The 19,525-nt window shown below is 35.9% G+C and carries 15 protein-coding genes; 13 read left to right on the forward strand and 2 right to left on the reverse strand.

The genetic code is table 11. From position 1 onward, the window contains the following. Nucleotides 1–1,803 carry a glycoside hydrolase family 13 protein gene (locus JOD18_RS13100; RefSeq protein WP_204669492.1) on the forward strand — a complete coding sequence of 601 codons (1,803 nt, stop codon included), beginning with the start codon at nt 1–3 and terminating at the stop codon, nt 1,801–1,803. 89 nt (nt 1,804–1,892) lie between these two features. On the opposite strand, the gene JOD18_RS13105 is transcribed toward JOD18_RS13100, so the two are convergent. Both JOD18_RS13105 and trhA read right to left on the reverse strand, forming a co-directional pair. Beyond that, a complete protein-coding gene (locus JOD18_RS13105; protein ID WP_204669493.1) occupies nt 1,893–3,026 on the reverse strand; it encodes a response regulator in 1,134 nt (377 codons plus the stop codon). Nucleotides 3,027–3,799: 773 nt separating this feature from the next. Next, nucleotides 3,800–4,447, reverse strand: a complete 648-nt coding sequence (gene trhA / locus JOD18_RS13110; RefSeq protein WP_204669546.1) for a PAQR family membrane homeostasis protein TrhA — start codon at nt 4,445–4,447, stop codon at nt 3,800–3,802. 467 nt (nt 4,448–4,914) lie between these two features. On the opposite strand from trhA, the gene JOD18_RS13115 reads away from it, so the two are divergent. From JOD18_RS13115 to JOD18_RS13170, 12 genes are all read left to right on the forward strand, one after another. Continuing rightward, nucleotides 4,915–5,679, forward strand: a complete 765-nt coding sequence (locus JOD18_RS13115; protein ID WP_204669494.1) for an IclR family transcriptional regulator — start codon at nt 4,915–4,917, stop codon at nt 5,677–5,679. 100 nt (nt 5,680–5,779) lie between these two features. Next, complete coding sequence (locus JOD18_RS13120) at nt 5,780–6,676, forward strand: fumarylacetoacetate hydrolase family protein (protein ID WP_204669495.1); 897 nt, start codon at nt 5,780–5,782, stop codon at nt 6,674–6,676. Continuing rightward, a complete protein-coding gene (gucD, locus tag JOD18_RS13125; RefSeq protein WP_204669496.1) occupies nt 6,673–8,127 on the forward strand; it encodes an alpha-ketoglutaric semialdehyde dehydrogenase GucD in 1,455 nt (484 codons plus the stop codon). The genes JOD18_RS13120 and gucD overlap by 4 nt, the downstream gene beginning before the upstream one ends. 416 nt (nt 8,128–8,543) lie before the next feature. Continuing rightward, nucleotides 8,544–10,343, forward strand: a complete 1,800-nt coding sequence (locus JOD18_RS13130) for a cache domain-containing sensor histidine kinase (protein ID WP_204669497.1) — start codon at nt 8,544–8,546, stop codon at nt 10,341–10,343. Further along, on the forward strand, nt 10,336–11,361 hold the full coding sequence (locus JOD18_RS13135) for a response regulator transcription factor (protein ID WP_204669498.1): 1,026 nt from the start codon (nt 10,336–10,338) through the stop codon (nt 11,359–11,361). The genes JOD18_RS13130 and JOD18_RS13135 overlap by 8 nt, the downstream gene beginning before the upstream one ends. A gap of 282 nt (nt 11,362–11,643) precedes the next feature. Then, nucleotides 11,644–12,984 carry an ABC transporter substrate-binding protein gene (locus JOD18_RS13140; RefSeq protein ID WP_204669499.1) on the forward strand — a complete coding sequence of 447 codons (1,341 nt, stop codon included), beginning with the start codon at nt 11,644–11,646 and terminating at the stop codon, nt 12,982–12,984. Nucleotides 12,985–13,032: 48 nt separating this feature from the next. After that, the gene (locus JOD18_RS13145) at nt 13,033–13,935 is read left to right on the forward strand and encodes a carbohydrate ABC transporter permease (protein WP_239588116.1); all 903 of its coding nucleotides are present in this window, start codon (nt 13,033–13,035) and stop codon (nt 13,933–13,935) included. Nucleotides 13,936–13,937: 2 nt separating this feature from the next. Beyond that, complete coding sequence (locus tag JOD18_RS13150; RefSeq protein WP_204669500.1) at nt 13,938–14,816, forward strand: carbohydrate ABC transporter permease; 879 nt, start codon at nt 13,938–13,940, stop codon at nt 14,814–14,816. An 11-nt stretch (nt 14,817–14,827) separates the two neighbouring features. After that, nucleotides 14,828–15,847: a Gfo/Idh/MocA family protein gene (locus tag JOD18_RS13155; protein WP_204669501.1), complete on the forward strand. Its 1,020-nt coding sequence runs from the start codon at nt 14,828–14,830 to the stop codon at nt 15,845–15,847. Nucleotides 15,848–15,863: 16 nt separating this feature from the next. Then, complete coding sequence (locus JOD18_RS13160) at nt 15,864–16,736, forward strand: DUF6807 family protein (RefSeq protein WP_204669502.1); 873 nt, start codon at nt 15,864–15,866, stop codon at nt 16,734–16,736. Nucleotide 16,737: 1 nt separating this feature from the next. After that, a complete protein-coding gene (locus JOD18_RS13165) occupies nt 16,738–17,589 on the forward strand; it encodes a sugar phosphate isomerase/epimerase family protein (protein WP_204669503.1) in 852 nt (283 codons plus the stop codon). Nucleotides 17,590–17,622: 33 nt separating this feature from the next. Next, complete coding sequence (locus JOD18_RS13170) at nt 17,623–19,437, forward strand: MGH1-like glycoside hydrolase domain-containing protein (RefSeq protein WP_204669504.1); 1,815 nt, start codon at nt 17,623–17,625, stop codon at nt 19,435–19,437. Nucleotides 19,438–19,525 lie beyond the last annotated feature (88 nt).

Consider the following 19,525-nt stretch of genomic DNA (forward strand, 5'->3'; position numbering starts at 1 on the left):
ATGATGTATTTCAATTCTTGGCTCGAGGATTATAAACGTCCATTTGGAGCCATACAGCAAGAAGAAACATGTCAATTTCGTATATTGGCAGGGACAGATCAGATACACCATCTTCATTTGATTATTTGTAAAGAACATAGTGCAAAGGGAGAAGAGAGCTATCCAATGGTAAAGGAAGGGCAGTATTATACTTGCGACTATACATTGGATCAAGGGAAGGGGCTCTATTTTTATCATTTTAGCTTTCAAGAGAAACAATCAAATGGTGATAGTGTAACGAAATATTATGCCCCCAAAGGACAAGGGGGAGAGGGTCAAATATACGACAGTTTAGAGGGGATGCCTGCTTATCAGCTTACCTGTTTTGAGCAGGCAGAACAAGCCCCGGATTGGTACAGGGAGTCTGTTTTTTATCAAATATTTCCGGATCGATTTTATAATGGAAATGAGCATAAAGAGATAACCTCACCGAAACCCAATACATTTATTTACGGAACAACTGCCGATGATCCAATGTATATCAAGAATGAAAAAGGTGAAATTATCCGCTGGGATTTTTATGGTGGGAACTTGTTAGGGATCAAGAAAAAAATCCCTTATTTAAAGGAATTAGGGATTAATGCGATTTATTTGAATCCTATTTTCAAGGCAGCTAGTAATCACCGGTATGATACAGGGGATTACATGATGGTAGATCCTATGCTTGGTGATGAAACCATATTGACAGAACTGATAGAAGAGCTGCATCAGGAAGGGATCAGGCTGATTTTGGACGGTGTATTCAGTCATGTAGGGAGAAATAGTCTTTATTTCAATTATGACGGCTCTTATGGTGAAGGCCAAGGGGCTTATCAAAATCATGAAAGTCCTTATCACCCATGGTTTACATTTACCGATTATCCGCATGAATACCGGTCATGGTGGGGAATTGATGACCTACCAGAGATAGATAAGTCCAATCAAGACTTCCAAGCATTTATTTATGGTGATAATGGTGTATTAACCAAATGGAATCAGTTAGATATTGACGGCTGGCGAATTGATGTTGCGGACGAACTGCCAGACTTTTTCTTGAAAGGGCTGCGCGCTAATCTTAATCAGTTTGAAGACAAGGTACTGATCGGAGAAGTATGGGAAGACGCCTCTAATAAGATTGCCTATGATCAACGAAGGCACTACATATTAGGTCATCACCTGCATGGAGTAATGAATTATCCATTACGAGATCTGATCTTACAATTATTAAATGGCGAAACCACACCAAAACAGGTTTGTGAAGTACTGACTCAATTACAAGAGAATTATCCAAGGGATGTTTTTTATAATAATTTTAATAATATTGGTACACACGATACGGAGCGCATCTACACGATGTTAGGAGAGAGCCTTGCAAAGACAAAACTAGCCTTTGGCCTGATGTTTATGTCACCTGGCATTCCTTGTGTCTATTATGGGGATGAAGCAGGGGTGGCAGGAGGAAAAGATCCTGAAAACCGCAAGTTCTTTCCATGGGATAATATGGACCAAGAACTATTTGAAAGCTGCAAAAGTTGGATTGATCAGCGTAAACAACATGATTGCTTGAAATTCGGCGAGTTTATTCCTTTTTATACAGAGGATCTGTTTGGTATTATTCGCTATCAAGAAAATAATTATATCATCTATATTGTCAATCCACATGAGCAAGAAGTGACCTTTGACGTCGATCAGGTGACGACATTACGTCCCTTTCCTTTTTCAAAGGAAGAGTTTCCAACTGTAAGTCTTGCTGGTCAGGCAGATTATATCCTTACTTCTAAGTAAAGAGGGATTTTTTCCTTCTTCTCTAAGGTTTAGTAATAAGAAAAGCACCAAAGACCGATTAAATGCGTGTCTTTGGTGTTTCTCATTTATCACGGCAAACTGTGTTTATGTGCCCACTGATCATACCAATCAGATATTACTGTATCGATCTCTAACCCCAATTCATCTAAGCTTTTTTTTAGCAGTTTGTAATGGTAATGAACCAGCATACCGTAATTTAAGGAAGCATAAATCTTCATCAGTTGAAAGGCAACTTCTTCATCATCCGGTTTTATTTCAAAGATTTTGCTGAACCATTCAATAGCCTTCTCTGTTTCATTTTGATCAAGATAATAATTAGCCAAAGCAATGGCACGTTTGATCCACATCTTTTCGATGCGGTAACGTTCTGCTTCGAGCCAGACATAATCATTATTGCGCAGATAACTGCCTGTATAGACATCCAATAATTCCTCTAGTTGTTTGACGGTATCTTCATTTATTGTAATATTCCTCTTTAGTTTCGACTCCCACTGGTTACGGTCAACGGTTGCTTGATGCAGTTCTAAGACATAACCATCATTGATATTTGTTATCATGATATAGGAGTTGAAATCTCGTAATGTTTTACGAATATGGTAGATAGTTACATATAATTGAGCATAAGCCTTACGATAATCAATATCTGGCCAAAAAAGGTGAATCAGTTTAGTCTTTAAAATTTTTTGTTCCTTTTGATGAAGCAGGTAGAGAAATAATTCTTTTGCTTTCGAGGTGCGCCATTTAATATTAATTTTTTGTGATTCACCTTCAAATTGAAAGGTCAATTCATTAAATATATTAATAGTCAGCGGTTTATCAGATTTCCATTTTTTCTTTTTATCGATGATTAGTTTTTCAATTCGCTCCAAAGTAAGCTGGAGTCGATCCACTTGCACTGGTTTTAATAAATAATCTAAGGCATGGAATTTAAACGCCTCTAAGGCATACTGATCGTATGCCGTTACGAAAACTAAGATAATATCGGGATTCACTTCCAAAAGTTTTTCGGCAAGTTCTAAACCGCTGATTTCCGGCATTTCAATATCAAGAAAAACAGCATCAGCTTGGCGTATCTTATGGAGATGTTGTTCAATGTTCGCACTAGTTGACTTATCAATTGTGTTAACTTTGCTTGTTTTTTTTAATTGGTATTCAAGAAAATCAAGTGCTAACGGTTCATCATCAAATAGAAAAATGTGCATTTTCATCACCATACTTTATTAGTTATAAATTGAGATGTATCCGGGTGTTTTGCATCTATCTCCACCATCATAGATACATCCGTCATCTTGTATCTTAAGATGTAGGTGTGAAATGATGAGCACCGAGATAAAAAGTAGTTCCATTGATAAGTGCTTTTTAGTTAGTTGTATAATAATATTAATTTTTTTGATAAAAAAGTTGTAGTAAGAAATACTGATTTTTTATAATTATCGACAATTACGCATGTTATTTATAGTATATATTATAGATCAAATAGCTGTATTTATAAAGTATTTCGGTTTTTGTAAAATGGGATATATTTTGGGGTGTTTTTAGAAGGGTAATCACCATTACCTATATAAAGGTAAAATATACCTTATTAAATTAGCTGAAATGGTAAATAAAATAGCTAATATTAAGGTTTTGCACAATGGAAATTCTCTTTATATGGTTGATGATAGGTCTAATTATTTATTTTTTGCTGGCTGAAAATAAATAGATAGGACCTGTTGATTGTCAATTTATTAATAATTATATTAGGTGATTATCTAAACATATTGATTCGGTTGATAAGTGAAAATGATTGTTTAAAATAAAATAGCTAATATAACCCAATTTTGAAATAGAAGTGAGTCATTGCTCATAAGTGCAGCAACAAGCTTCATTTGCAATAAAAAAGGAGCCGTCCCTTTTGTGGATCAACTCCCTTATTGATAAAGCCATCTTGTGGAAAATGCTTATGCAATTTTTACGCTATCATAGCTGTTTCCTGTTAACTCAATGGTAATACATATAACAAAACGGCAAAGAAATGTGCCGCTGAACCAGCTAATACAAACAAATGCCATAATGCATGATGATATCTAAACCCCCGCCAGACGTAAAAGATTGCGCCTATTGTATAGAGTAAGCCGCCAGCTACAAGCAGAATGATTCCATTAGGGGCAAGAGTTGCAGCTAGTGTCTTCCAGCAAAAAACAATCAGCCAGCCCATCAGGACATAAAGCAATGTAGAGAAAAAGACAAACCGTTTGACGAAAAAGACTTTAAATATCGTTCCGCCAATGGCCAGGCCCCAGACAATACCGAACAATGTCCAGCCTTCCCAGCCCTTGATAACAATAAATAAAAAGGGTGTATAGGTCCCGGCAATGAAAAAATAGATCGAGGAATGATCCAATATTTCAAAGACATTTTTGGCTTTTCCTTTCGGTAAGCTGTGTAACATGGTGGAAGATGTATATAATAAAACCATTGTGCTCCCAAAGATAGTAAAACTAACAATATGCCATACTGATCCATAAAGAGACGAGAAAACAATTAAAATAACTAACCCGGCAATACTAAGAGCTACTCCTATTCCATGTGTAACGGAATTAGCAATCTCTTCTTTTAAAGAAAATTCATGTGTCGTTCCCATTTTGATTAATTCCTTCCAATCATTAGCATGTCGAAACAGATCTAGACTTTCACACTTGTCCAGGGTCATCCTCCATGCTATCAGTCATACTGTTATTATCTACCTTTCAAGAGGGGATTGCAAGTATCAGGAAATGCATGGGTTATTCCATTCTTTTTGTTATGGAGAAAAAGAGGTCAAATTGTATGTACCAACTTCTCTGCAGTTAGCTAAGGTCACAAAGCATTTATTTAATAAAAACCCAGCTTTTGCACATATAAATAGACATGTACACCTCGTTATCATTGCGTACCTGCTTCCTCTTATTACGTTGAACCAGCTTAATATGAAGTATGGTAGCGTAGCGAAACATGTGCTGCTTTCTTTTCTGAAACATTAAATAGTTTAACTATTACAAAATAGTTTTGTATATATAAAACAATTATGATATAATCTTAGAAAAGAAAAATGAAAGAGGTTTCATAAGTATGCCAATCATCCAGTCAGTTGATAGAGCACTAAAAATTCTTGATTTGTTTAATGAACAAAACAGTGAAATGAAAATAACGGAAATAAGCAGGAAGTTAGACCTGAACAAAAGCACTGCGCATTCATTATTAAAGACATTAAAAATGCACAATTATATTAAACAAGATCCTGATAGCGGAAAGTATAGTTTAGGCTTGAAACTGTTGGAACGAGGCCAATTTATGTTAAATAGTATGGATATAAGAGAGATTGCTCGAAAGTATTTAATTGATTTATCGGTTACCACTGGTCAAACCACCCACTTAGTCATATTAGAAGGCCTCTATGGTGTATATATTGATAAAGTGGAGGGAGAATCAGCGGTTGTATACTCTCGAATCGGAAAACGCGTTCCCATTCATAGCAGTGCTGTCGGCAAGTCCTTGGTCGCATTTAGACCACAGGAAGAAATAGAAGAATTGCTGCAAAATTATGCATTTTTTGAGCAAACAGACAATACCATTATAGATAAGCAAGTCTATGTAGAGGAATTGGCAAAAGTTAGAACACAAGGTTACTCCATTGATAATGAAGAAAATGAACCAGGTATTTATTGTATTGCAGTGCCAATATTTGATCATGCAAATAAAGTAGTGGCAGCGATTAGCATTTCAACGACTAAACAAACGGTAACACCAACATTGAAGCAAGAAATTATCAATACATTGAAGCAAACAAGTTCAGCAATATCAAAGGTATTGGGAAATGAAAAAATTTATCTGTAAACGATAAATTTTTTTATAGTTATATTTAAGAACTAAGTTTTATAATGTAAAACAGTATGTTGCGTATTCTTTAAATTTAACAATATAGAGGAGGAAGAATATGAGAGTATTTAGATTTAAACAATCTAATAAAGAACAGTTAGCTGTAATGGTGAATGATAATCAAATGTATGAACTTTCCTATCATTCTTTTCAAGATGTAATCCAAAAGGCTGAGAAGGTTAATAAGAGTTGCAGTCAAGTTATCGAGGAAGAGCTCAAACATAAGCAGCCAATTACCGCAGACTTCTCCGAATTGGATTTGTTGGCACCGATTGTATCCGATGAAGTGTGGGCAGCAGGAGTGACCTATTTAAAAAGCAAAGAAGCTAGAAATAGAGAAGCCAGAATCGAAAGTAATTCTTTCTATGATAAGGTCTATGATGCGGAAAGACCCGAAATTTTTTTGAAATCAACTGCTAGACGATTAATTGGTCCTAACAGACCAGTAGGCATTAGAACAGATTCCAACTGGCAGATCCCTGAGCCAGAATTAGCATTAGTAGTAAAAGCTGATGGAGAAATTGTAGGTTATACGATAGGCAATGATATGAGCAGCCGTGATATTGAAGGTGAAAATCCCCTTTATTTACCACAGGCAAAAATGTGGAGGCATTCTTGTTCCATTGGACCTGCCATTTTGTTAGCGGATACCGTTGCTGATCCCTATAATTTAGAAATAGAATGCCGTATTTATCGTGAAAATGAATTAGTATCAAAAGGAAATGCGAATACGTCTATGTTGAAAAGGACTTATAATGAATTGGTTTCTTATTTAGTGAAAGATAATGATATAGTGGATGGAACCACGTTGCTTACAGGTACATGTATTATTCCAGATGACAGTTTCACGTTACAGGAAGGTGATATTATCGAAATTGAAATTGAAACGATAGGTGTGCTTAGTAATCCCGTTAAATTAGCAAGCAATATTAACAAGCAGGAGGGTCTTAGATGAGTGAAAACATATTCTTGAATTTTATTGGCGGAGAATGGCAGAAATCCGTATCTGGTGATGTAGGGAAAAGTTATAATCCGGCAAATAAAAATGAAATAGTAGGCATTGTTCAAAAATCGACAAAAGATGACTTGGACAGGGCAGTAGAACAGGCAAAAAGCGCGCAAAAGGCTTGGAGGAAATTGTCTGGGGCAGAGAGAGGCAATTATTTGTATCGTGCAGCAGCAATATTAACAGACAATCTGGATGAGGTTGCCATGACGATGACGAAAGAAATGGGCAAATCCTTGCCTGAGGCAAAAGGAGAAACGAATCGGGGGATTGAAATCCTGAAATATTATGCAGGAGAGGGTATGCGGGCTGATGGAGAGGTAATACCATCAACAGATGCCAGTGCATTAATGTTTAGCAAGCGAGTACCTATTGGTGTTGTCGGGGTCATTACACCATGGAATTTTCCAGTAGCCATTCCACTGTGGAAAATGGCGCCTGCTTTAATTTATGGTAATACCGTTGTATTAAAGCCGGCAACGGAAGGAGCAGTAACAGCTGCTAAAGTAATTGAATGTCTTGAAAAAGCAGGCTTTCCAGCAGGAGTTATTAATTTTGTATCTGGAAGTGGTTCCGTCATCGGTCAAGGTTTAGCTGAACATCCTGATGTTAATGCAGTTACTTTTACAGGTTCTAACGATGTTGGGAAGAGAATAGGAACGACAGTTGCAGAGCGCGGAGGGAAATATCAATTAGAAATGGGTGGGAAGAACCCAATCATTATTGCGGAAGATGCCGATATTGAAGCAGCCGTTGAAGCAACATTAAGTGGAGGATTAAAGTCTACTGGTCAAAAATGTACTTGCAGCAGTCGGGTGATTGTCCAGTCTACTATTTACGATCAGTTTAAAGAACAATTAATTAAAAAGACAAGCGAAATTACAGTAGGTGATGGGATGGATGACTCTACTTGGATGGGACCTTGTGCAAGTGAAGAACAATTTAACACAGTCAAACATTATATTGCAAAAGGACAAGAAGAAGGAGCAGCATTAGTATTTGGCGGGAAGCAGCTAACAGAAGGTAAGTTGAAGAATGGTTACTATCTAGAGCCTGCTATTTTTGAGAATGTAACAACGGATATGACCATTGCGCAAGAGGAAATATTTGGACCTGTTTTGGCTTTAATGAAAGTAGATACAGTGGAAGAGGCAATTGAGCTAGCTAATGATGTTGATTTTGGCCTAAGTGCTTCCATTTTCACCAAAAACATTGATCATATACTGTCTTTCATCGATGATATGGAAGCGGGCTTAGTTCGGATCAATTCGGAAACTGCAGGTGTAGAATTGCAAGCACCATTTGGGGGAATGAAGGCTTCAAGTTCTTATTCAAGAGAACAAGGTCAGGCAGCAAAAGAGTTTTTTACAACAATCAAGACAGTATTTATTAAAGGATAAATACAAGCGCATAAATAACTTCTTTAATAAATGATGGCTGTGTTTATTGAGGTTATATAAGGCACAAACGTAAATAGAAGTCAGCGATGTATATATGGAAGGTCAACCATTTACAATAAATAATGCGTCCAATCCATCAGCACCGATTTGGAGAGAACTTTCTAAAACAGCACAAAATGATTACAATTACACAAAGAAAAGTATATGGAAGAAAAGCCTTACTGAATAGATTTTGGATCAGAAAATATAAAAAAATCAGGTATTATTCTCTTCAGAAAAAGGCTGTAATAGCTGAAATATACTTTTCTTTAGTTGTAAATCATTATATGATTATAATGATCAGATATGGATAGAAGTGTAGAGCAAAACAAGATGTTTAAAAATGTAAGCGTTTTCTTTTTGAGGAGGTGGAAACTATGCGTTTATTTAAGTCTGATACCATTTGGAAAAGATTATTATACTTATACTTACCAATTTTGATTATGCCAGGTTTATTAATTTTGTATATTGCTAATCAAGTTTTAATACATGAAATGGACCAGGCTTCTAAGAAACAGGCTGTTCAAACGGTAGATGTTATCAATCGTCATTTAGAAATATATTTAGACGAATTAGAAAGAATTAGCCTTTTTCCTTATTTTCATCAAGAGGTCATGGCGATTTTAAAACGGGATACGGATTGGAGAACCGACGAGGAAAAATTCCAAGAGTATAAATTTTTTGAAGGTTTATTTAATAATATTATGCTGCATCCTAGAGAAGATTTATTAAATGTATCGTTATATAGAAGTGATGGGCTTCACTATTTTAATACGAGAGTGTATGTGAGCTTGGATATAACCTATGATTGGGAGAAATCCTCTTGGTATGACCACACAATAGCAGCAAACGGGGACATTGTTTATACCATTCCGAATGATTTAGATAAACGCTTTACCTCTTTTGATCATGATATATTTTATATTTCAAGACTGATTAAAGGAGAGAATGGTGAACCGCTTGGTGTCATCTTATTAGATGCCAATTTTCAAGGAATAGAAGATATATTAGAAGCAATTGGATTAGACACTAATGCGAATGTTGTTTTAAGAGATGATCAAGGTTCAATTGTATTTATGCAGCATACCCAGAACAGAGAAGAGATAAAGCATGCATTAATAAAAGGAGAAAGTAATCTGGATTTAGAAGGTGAAAAACTCTTTATTGCCAGTAAAAAGTCAGATAAGACAAATTGGGAGATCGCTGTTGCCATTCCATCTGCTGAAATATCAAATTCATTTGTTTTTATACGCACATTTGTCTATTACATGTTAGGTTTGTTTGTTTTTATTGTGATAGTGTTTACGCTTAGTTTCTCACGAAGTATTACAAACCCAATCAGTACTCTCAGAAAAAAAGTAAAAATGGTAGAGAAAGGTGACTACGACGTCTCCTTAAATAACTCAGAGTATAAAGAAATAAATGAACTAGATCAAGCGTTTTATAATATGAGTTATAAAATCAAAGAGTTAATTCAGGAAGTTTACGTCTATGACATCAAACAAAAAGAAGCAGAGTTAAATAACTTAAAAATGCAAATAAGGCCTCATTTTCTCTATAATACACTGGAAGCAATCAGATCTCTTGCTGATATACAGGATAATCAAGAAATAGCCGAGATGATTTCCAGTTTGGGATCGATGTTGCGATACAGTGTGAAAAAACATGGGAAGTTTGTATCGATTGAAGAAGAATTGGACTACACAAAACAATATCTAACCATCCAAAAAATGATGTTACATACCTCCTTTACTATCGGAATGCATATTGATGAAGAAATCTTAGACTGCAAAATAGTGCCTTTTACTTTTCAGCCTATTATAGAGAATGCTTTTCAACATGGATTATACGGAAAAAGAGAAAATGGACTTATTAATATAGTAGGTGAAGCAAAAAATGATCTCATTATCTTTACTATATTTGATAATGGGGCAGGAATATCAGCTGAAAAAATAGATGAATTAAATGCATTACTTGTAAAAAACAGTCTAGATGAACAGTCTAAAAATAATACAGGTATAGGTTTAACTAACGTCAATCAAAGGTTGAAATTGATTTTTGGCATAGAATATGGATTATTTATTAATGAGTTGGAAACGGAGGGAACATCCATTGTCATTACTTTTCCAAAATTAAAAGATTCACAATGTGTCGACGGGGGTGAACCAGATGAGTAAATATCTAATTGTGGATGATGAGCCTCTCATTTGCAAAGGAATAGAAAAAATGGTTTCACGAGTAGTTCCAGAATGGACAATGTGTGGAATAGCATGGAATGGACAGGAAGGGATACAAAAGGTTTTGGAATATCGGCCAGATTTAATTATTTCAGATATTAGAATGCCGATCATGGATGGTTTAACCATGTCACAAAAAATGATTGATCAGGCTATTTCTATACCAGTCGTTTTTTTAAGTGGGCATGATGAATTCAGTTATATTCAGCAGGCTATCGAAAATCAGGCATTTGATTATATACTCAAGCCGATAAAAGAAAAAGACATGAAAAAAGTGTTTGATAGATATAATAAGGAATTTAACTTGCAAAAAAAGGTAGATCAGCATGCCGTTATAGAAATACAGAATTATGAATACTTTTTGAAGACTGTTATCGAATCAAAACAATTTACCAAGTTAGAAAACTTAGATACATGGTTTGAAACATTGACAGAATTTATTTCCCTGCGTTCGTTTGTGGACATTACCAATAATTCATTAAATAATTGTTTGATTCGATATAATATTTTGACGATACCATATAAACCGTATATAAACAGTACCAATACGGCTGCGGTTATCAACGAACTAAGAATTCATTGGATCCAGCAAATCGGTGAAGCTTTAAATTTGGTTATGGTTAGGGAGGATTATATTATTGAAAAGGTAAAAACTTATATTTTGAATAATTTAGAAAAAGATATTTCTTTATCCTATCTAGCTGAATTGGTACATTTAAATGCCTCGTATTTAAGTGAGTACTTCAAAAAGAACACCGGAGAAAATTATAAACAATATGTCTTAAAGAAAAGGATGGAAAAAGCCGTCCTATTATTAAAAGACCCTGATATGCGAGTATATGATATTGCTCAGGAAGTTGGATATCACGATGCTAAACACTTTAGCAAAGTATTTCAAAGATATCTAGGAATGACCCCGACAGAGTATAGGTTAGATATCAAAGATTCATTTCAGTAGTGGCAGTTTTAAAAAAGGAAAAACATTGATAAATCATTTTATTTTCAGTAGAAAATGGGGGACAGTTCTTTAAACGTTCTGTCCCCCTCTTTTGTTACATCATGATAAGGCAAGTGTATGGTTTTACATCACATCAATAATAATTATCGACTCGTTTCTGAGTGAATCAGGAATGATCATAAAGTTCCGAAGATTACCCTACCCTATCTAAAAAACATCCCATTTTGGATCCATGCCAGTGTTGCTATAATTTAGAGGAATACAATAAGAGGAGGAAAGACAATGTTGAAAAAAGGAAGAAAAGAGCTACTTTTTATTTTATTATTCTTGGTAAGCGCTTTCTTATTTGCGTGCAGTCAAGGGGAGGAGGGCACGCAAACATCATCTGGCAGTGATAATGAAAATCGTTCAAATGATGAACCGATTGAAATAAGAGTTGCCACTTGGCAGACAGAAGACTCTTCAACTAAGTTATTTAACATTGCCAAAGAAAACTTCGAAGCAGAACACGATAATGTGACAATTACGATTGAAGCTGCCCCTTATGAAAATTACATGACTAAATTACAAACAGAGCTTGCGGCAGGCAATACCCCAGATATTATTCAAGTAGGGGAACAAAATTTTCAGCGTTATATTGAAAAAGATATTATTCAAGACTTGACTCCTTTAGCAGAAGGAACATTTGACTTTAACAGTGAGATTATCCCAAATGTTCAGGAATTAATGCAAATAGATGGCAAAAACCCCGTCATGTCCGTAGGAGCAGCCACAATAGGCATATATTATAATAAAAAGCTGTTTGATGAAGCAGGGGTGCCGTATCCTGAAGATGATTGGACTTGGGAAGAGTTTGTGGAAATAGCTAAACAATTAACCATTAAAGATGGAGAAAAATATATACAATACGGCGCAAATTTGAATTTGGGCAAGGATTGGGTGGAACCTTTTGTAGTGAGTAATGGTGGCAGTTATTTATCAGAAGATGGCTCCACTTCGGTAGACCATTTAAATAGTGAAGCGACAGTTGAGGCTTTCCAAAAAATATCTGACTTATACAATGTACATCAAGTTGCTCCAAATCCTGCAGAATTGGTAGCGCTTAAAGGGATAGATTTATTTGCAACAGGTCAGGTTGCGATGAATATAAATGGGAATTGGGCTCAAGCCGATTTGCGGAATAACCCTGATATTGAATTTGGTGTAGTAGGGCTGCCTTCAATGTCTGATGGAGAACAGACTTCGTTAATGTATACTTCTGGTTTTGGTATTTCTACTCAATCCGATTATTCAGATGTAGCATGGGAATTCTTATATGAATTAACTGGACCGAATACGGAAGCAGGAAAATTGTGGGCTAATGCGAATCTGGCCGTTACAAATGAATTGTTAGAAACCAGTGCACAAGCGGAAGATGAATATTTAAGTGTTTTTGTAGATCAATTAGATAATGCCGTTAATAGTGCCTATTATATCAACAGCTATTGGGGAGCTACTGGAGATAAGCTGTTGGATCCTGTCATTCAAGAGATTCTATTAGATGATTCGATAGATATGAAGCAAAGACTGACAGACCTTACGGCACAGATTGACAGAGAGCTGCAGCAAGCGGCAGAAGAATAACAACGGGAGGATTATTCCTTCCTCACTGTACAAAAGGGAGGTTATCACTTGAATCAAATATTTCGATTAAATAATAGAAAAAAAGAAACGCTGACATTCTATTTACTGATTACACCTTGGTTAATAGGGGCAGCTGCATTTATGTTAGGCCCGATTATAGCGTCTTTAGTTCTCAGCTTTTTTGAGTGGGATTTAATTTCACCTGCTAAGTTTATTGGATTGCGAAATTTTGAAGAGATGTTTGCAATAGATCCATTATTTTGGCAGTCGCTTAAAGTAACCGTTATCTATGTTTTGTTTAGAGTGCCTCTATCTCTTATTGCAGCTTTATTTTTAGCATTGATGATGAATCAAAAAATTCCCGGCATAGGTGTCTTCAGAACCATTTATTATTTGCCAAGTGTAATCAGTGGGGTAGCGGTTTCGATGATGTGGATTTGGATTTTTAATCCGAATTTCGGATTAATGAATGGAGTGCTCCATTTCTTTGGTCTCCCAGAACCAGGCTGGTTTTCCGATCCACAATGGGCTTTACCTACTATGATTTTAATTTCTTTATACTCTGTTGGTTCAACGGCTATTATTTTTCTGGCTGGATTAAAAGCGATTCCTGATGTGCTGTATGAAGCAGCAGAATTAGATGGTGCCTCTAAGATCCAGCAATTATTTAAAATCACGATTCCACAATTAACGCCTTCTATATTATTTAACGTGATAATGCTGACAATTACCTCATTTCAAATTTTTACGGAAGGTTTAATCATTACAGGCGGCGGCCCGGCAAATGCAACATTATTTTTTAATTTATATCTATATGAAAATGCATTCTCATATGGTCGTTTAGGTTATGCAAGTGCTCTGGCCTGGGTTTTATTTGCATTAACATTTATTTGTGCATTTATTGTATTTAAGTCTTCTAATAGATGGGTGTATTACGAAGGAGGAGAATAAGCATGGCAGAACATACAATCAACCGACAGTCATCAGCTTTAACAAAGTTTCATAAGCGCAAACGATTTACGCCTTTACAAGTTATTGGTTTCTTACTGCTGTGTTTCTTTTCTGTATTGCTTATTTTTCCATTGTTATGGATGCTTTCCACATCTTTAAAAGCACCCCATGAAGTAATGAGTCTAGATATCAAATTTATCCCTAATACGATTCAATGGAATAACTATCTGGAGGTTTTTCAGCAATATCCTGTATTACGTTATATTTGGAATACACTGTTTATTACTACCATGTGTATTGTTGGTAAATTGTTATCTTGTACATTAGTAGCCTATGGATTTGCAAAGTATAATGCGCCCGGTAAAAACATACTCTTTATGGTGCTTCTATCTACGATGATGATTCCTTGGGCAGTAACCATGGTACCATTATTTATCATTTTCAAAGAAATAGGCTGGTATAACACGTTAATGCCTTTATGGGTACCTTCCTTTTTTGGAGACGCCTTTTCCATCTTTTTATTACGACAGTTTATCATGGGTGTACCAAAAGAATTAGAAGAAGCGGCAAAAATGGATGGTGCAAATGTTTTGCGTACATTATGGAGTGTAGTAGTGCCAAACATCAAACCAGCATTAACTGTAGTAGCTATTTTCTCATTTTTCTACACATGGAATGATTTTTTAGGACCATTAATTTTCCTGACAGATCCTCAATTAGCAACATTGCAACTAGGCATACAAGCACTGCGTACGCAGTTTAATGTGGAATGGCATTATATGATGGCATTATCTGTTATTTCTATTATTCCTTGCTTAATTGTTTTCTTTATTGGTCAAAAGAAAATTGTAGAAGGTATTACCATGACAGGTATTAAATAGTGGAGGTAGATATGATGAAATTTGGTTTAGTAGGTTTAGGATGGCCTGGACAACAACATATACAAGCGATCGAAAATCATTCTGAAATAATGGAACTAACAGCAGTTTGTGATGCTGATGAATCCAAATTAAATAATTGGAGTGGTACGTATCCTACATTTTCTAGTATTAACGATTTTTTTGCTAATGGAGAAATGGATGCTGTGATTTTAGCTGTACCTCATCATTTGCATGAACCATTAGCTATCCAGGCGTTGAATAATGGCAAACATGTTCTAGTAGAAAAACCTATGGCTCGGACTAGTCAAGAATGTTCCAACATGATAGAAGCTGCTGAAGCCAATAATCGAACACTTATGATTGCTCAAAATTGGCGTTACACCCCTTGGTGTATAGCTGCAAAAAAGATTATACAATCGGGTGAACTTGGCAAGATCCAAGCGGTTCGTACAGAATGGCTGCTTAATTTCCGAGATTCTTTTCCAAAAGGAAGTTGGATTTACAACGGAGAATTAGCTGGTGGAGGTGCTATTACTAGTTTAGCTATTCATAATGTAGATGCTTTGCGCTTTATTATAGGAGAGGTAACAGAGATATTTACCCAAGCATTGTATACAGATGATTGGTCTACTAATAAGGCTGAGAATTGGGCGATGTGCCAGCTGAAGTTTAGGAATGGTGCTATTGGACATTTGTTCACAGGATATACCCCATATAACCCCCCTGAACATGAGGTGTTATATGTGTATGGAGATCAAGGTACTCTGTTTTTTGGCGAATATCAGAATGAGCGTGGTTTATGGATTTGCTCCGAGACAAGAAAAGACAAGGAGAAATATGAAAAAGTAGATAGTAATCAATATGCCAAAAAACTACATCAACATCCACAAACCAATCAAATACTTCACTTTTATGAAAGTATTAAATCAGTGAAGAGACCTGAAACAGATGGGATAGAGGCAAGCAAAACGATTCGGCTTGTAGAAATGATGTATGAATCTAGTAACAAACATAAAAATGTAAATGTCTAAAAAAGGGGAGAGGCTTATGACCTTGCATTCGTCACATTGTGAAAACGCAGGACTATGGGAGGTGAAATATAATGATGAGACTTTACTAGAGTATGTGTTTAATGAACCAGAAGATATCAATCCAGCTTTTCGATTAGTGAAAACATTTAATGGTCATCTAATCACACTTTATCGGCCTTGGGATCACCCGTGGCATCCTGGTTTATTCTTTTCATGGAAATATATAAACGGTTTTAATTTTTGGGAGGCTGCTTATCACGGGGAGCAAAATAAAATAATATCGGAATATTTCACTCCAATTAACAAAGATATAGGTTTTGAACAAGGGTTAGTCTATATAGATCAAACAGGTAACAAATTATTAAACGAACATCGAAAAATTCATATCGAAAAATCGAAGGACGGTTATTTTATTGATTGGGAAGCAGCGTTTCAACCGATTGAGCAAGATGTTATGCTGGATCGAACAAAAAATACAGTGAAAGCTCCATGGGGAGGATATGCCGGATTATCTTGCAGATTAAATCGGAATTTTTTAAATCCTGTTATTACAGCAGATTTAGGTGAGTTTACGGCAGATGTTGCCTTTGCGAAGAAGTTTAAATGGTGTGATTATTCTGGTAAATTAGACGGCTTTACCAAAGATTTGTGGGCAGGTATCTGCTTAATCGAAAGTAATCAAAACATTAGATTTCCATCAAAGAAGTTAACTTATGATTATAAAGACATGCAATTTTTATCAGCAGCCATTTTATTTGACCAACCATTGAATTTACGAATGGGAGAGACGCTGCATCTAAATTATTCTCTGTTTATACATGACGGACAATGGAATCAACATTTTTCAGATCTATTCAACAATAAGATAAATAGTACTGGAGGACGTTAATATGACAATGACAGTAGGCTGCTTCGCATTAATTGATCCATTTACTGTATTAGAACATCAATTAGACAGAATTAAAAAACTTGGGTTTCGTTATGCGGATATTACGGACAATCGAGATGGAGCTCAGTTAGGAACAGAGTTTGGTTTTGCTGCTACAGCAAGCCTTGATGGAAATCCCTTCGATTTAAAAAGAAAGTTTGCCGAGAGAGGACTAACCATCACTAGTTACTGTGCCCATGCTAATTTACTTGATCCTTCGGCGCCATGGAGATATGGCACAAGTCAAATATGCAAAGCCATACGTGCAGCTGCAGCCATTAATATTGAATATGTGATTACAACGGAGGGAGAGCCTGAAACTGATTTTGCTGTTAATTTGACCGAAGATCAAAAAGTGTTTATGGTTATGGAGAAACTGCAAGAACCTTTGCGAATGGCTGCAGACTTTGGCGTTACCTTACTTTTGGAACCACATGGAGAACTTACTGACTCTATTTCAGGTCTTGAAAAAATAGTACATGGATTGAATGACCCGGATAATTTAGCTTTAAATCTGGATACTGGTAATAGTTGGCTAGGTGGGACCGATCCGCTTGAGATTATTCGAAAATTCCCAAATAAAATAAAGCATGTACATTGGAAGGATCTGCCGAAAGAAATGGAGAAGCAGCGCGGAAAAAAATTTGGCTGCGGTATGAGCAATATTGCATTAGGTTCAGGTGTGATTGATATTGCAGCTATTTATAGAGAATTACAAGTACATGGATTTAATGGCCATACCACTTTAGAAATTGGCGGGGATGAGGCAATTCTTAAAAGTTATCAATTTTTGCAGGAGTTGGGTGATGAATAATCAACGTTAGCAATAACAGGGAGTGGTTAAGGTATGTCAAGGCACTATCAGTCGTTAAAAGATCAATTAATGAATGGATGGAACACCTGGAATACAAGCAGTATTTTGTCCCACGTATTATTACCAGATGGATTCTGTATTAACTTAGGTTTGAAAGAATATTCTAACGGAGATTATTTGAAGGACATATTATTTGGAAGAATGGAAAAGGAAGCTGAAAGAGCTATTCCAGGTCTACATGCATATGATGGGAGTTATACGTCTGTTATGGTGGAATGGAAGGGGATTCATATCAAGGTAGAAACGGCTCACAGTAAAAAGGGGCTGGTTATTTTAATAACCCCAGTAAGGTTACCCCTGAAAACTCCCACCCTGATAGCTGAGGCAGGCATTCTTTGGAATAAAGAGGGATATGTAAAAAGACAAGGTGATGCAATTGGCTGGTACTCATCCCAAAATAACAAACAAGTATTTTTTATCGGAAGCGAAGTTTATGAAAAAAATATTCCAACGGGTAACCCTTTTTTTGCTATTAGGCTGGATGAAGCAATAGGTATATCAATTGGAGAAAAATTAGATTTAGAGGCTTTAACAGGTATTATTAATGATCAAAAATTAAAACATTTGGAACATATAGAGACATATGATCATTTAGCACATGTGTATGAAGCCATACAAACCTGTATAGCTTGGGATACTATTTATGATCCGCAACATCACAGAGTAATAACCCCCGTTTCGCGAAATTGGAATGTTACACATGGCGGATATGCCTTATTTTGTTGGGATAACTACTTCGTTGCTTATATGGCAGCAATGGATAATAAAGATTTAGCCTATGCAAATGCTATCGAGATAACTAAAGAGAAAACACCGAATGGTTTTGTTCCCAACTGTGCTTGGGGAAATGGCTTTAAAAGTTATGATCGCTCACAGCCACCAGTAGGATCATTGGTTATAGAAAGACTGTACAGCAAATACAAGGATAAATGGCTGTTAGAGGAAGTAATAGATGATTTAATCGATTGGAATAACTGGTGGTATACTAATCGATTAAATGGAGATTTATTATCCTGGGGTTCGAATCCATATCAGCCAATGTATAGTAATTATTGGGAAACAGCAGGAATTAACGATATTTTTGGCGGAGCATTAGAATCCGGTCTGGATAACACTCCGATGTATGATGGGGTCCCTTTTAATAAATCAACTCATCTGATGGAAATGCATGACGTTGGGTTAAATAGTTTGTATATCATGGATTGCGGCAAACTAGCTGAGATATGCAGGTTTTTACAGCGCAATGAAGAAGCAGAAACTTTTGAGGAAAGAGCGAAACAATTCAAACATAATATGCAAGAGCTCTGGGATGAAAAGCGTGGTTTCTTTTATAATAAATTAACTTTGGAAAAACAATTTAGTGATCGTATTTCACCAACGAATTTTTACGTTTTATTAGGTAATGTGGCAACTAAGAAACAAGCAGAACGGATTATTGATGAACATTATTTTAATGAAAATGAATTTTACGGTGAGTGGGTAATGCCGTCGATTGCTAGAAATGATGCAGCATACAAGGAGCAAGAATATTGGCGAGGCAGAATTTGGCCGCCATTAAACTTCTTGGTTTATACAGGTATGCAAAATTATACGTTAGATAAAGCTAGAAAAGATTTAGTAGATCAATCTCGGAAACTATTATTACATGAATGGTTAGATAAAGGGCATGTACATGAAAATTACAATGCGGACACAGGAATTGGATGTGATGTCAACACAAGTGATAGATTTTATCATTGGGGAGGTCTGTTAGGGTTTATCTCTATCCTGGAAGGTGGATATTTTTAATTAGAAAGTCAAGGCTGTAACCAAAAATAAGTCACAGGAATGTGATGGATAATGGTTTACAGCCTTTTTGATATGGTCAGAAAGTATA

This window comes from Gracilibacillus alcaliphilus (assembly GCF_016909015.1).
In the GTDB taxonomy this organism is placed as follows: domain Bacteria; phylum Bacillota; class Bacilli; order Bacillales; family Amphibacillaceae; genus Gracilibacillus; species Gracilibacillus alcaliphilus.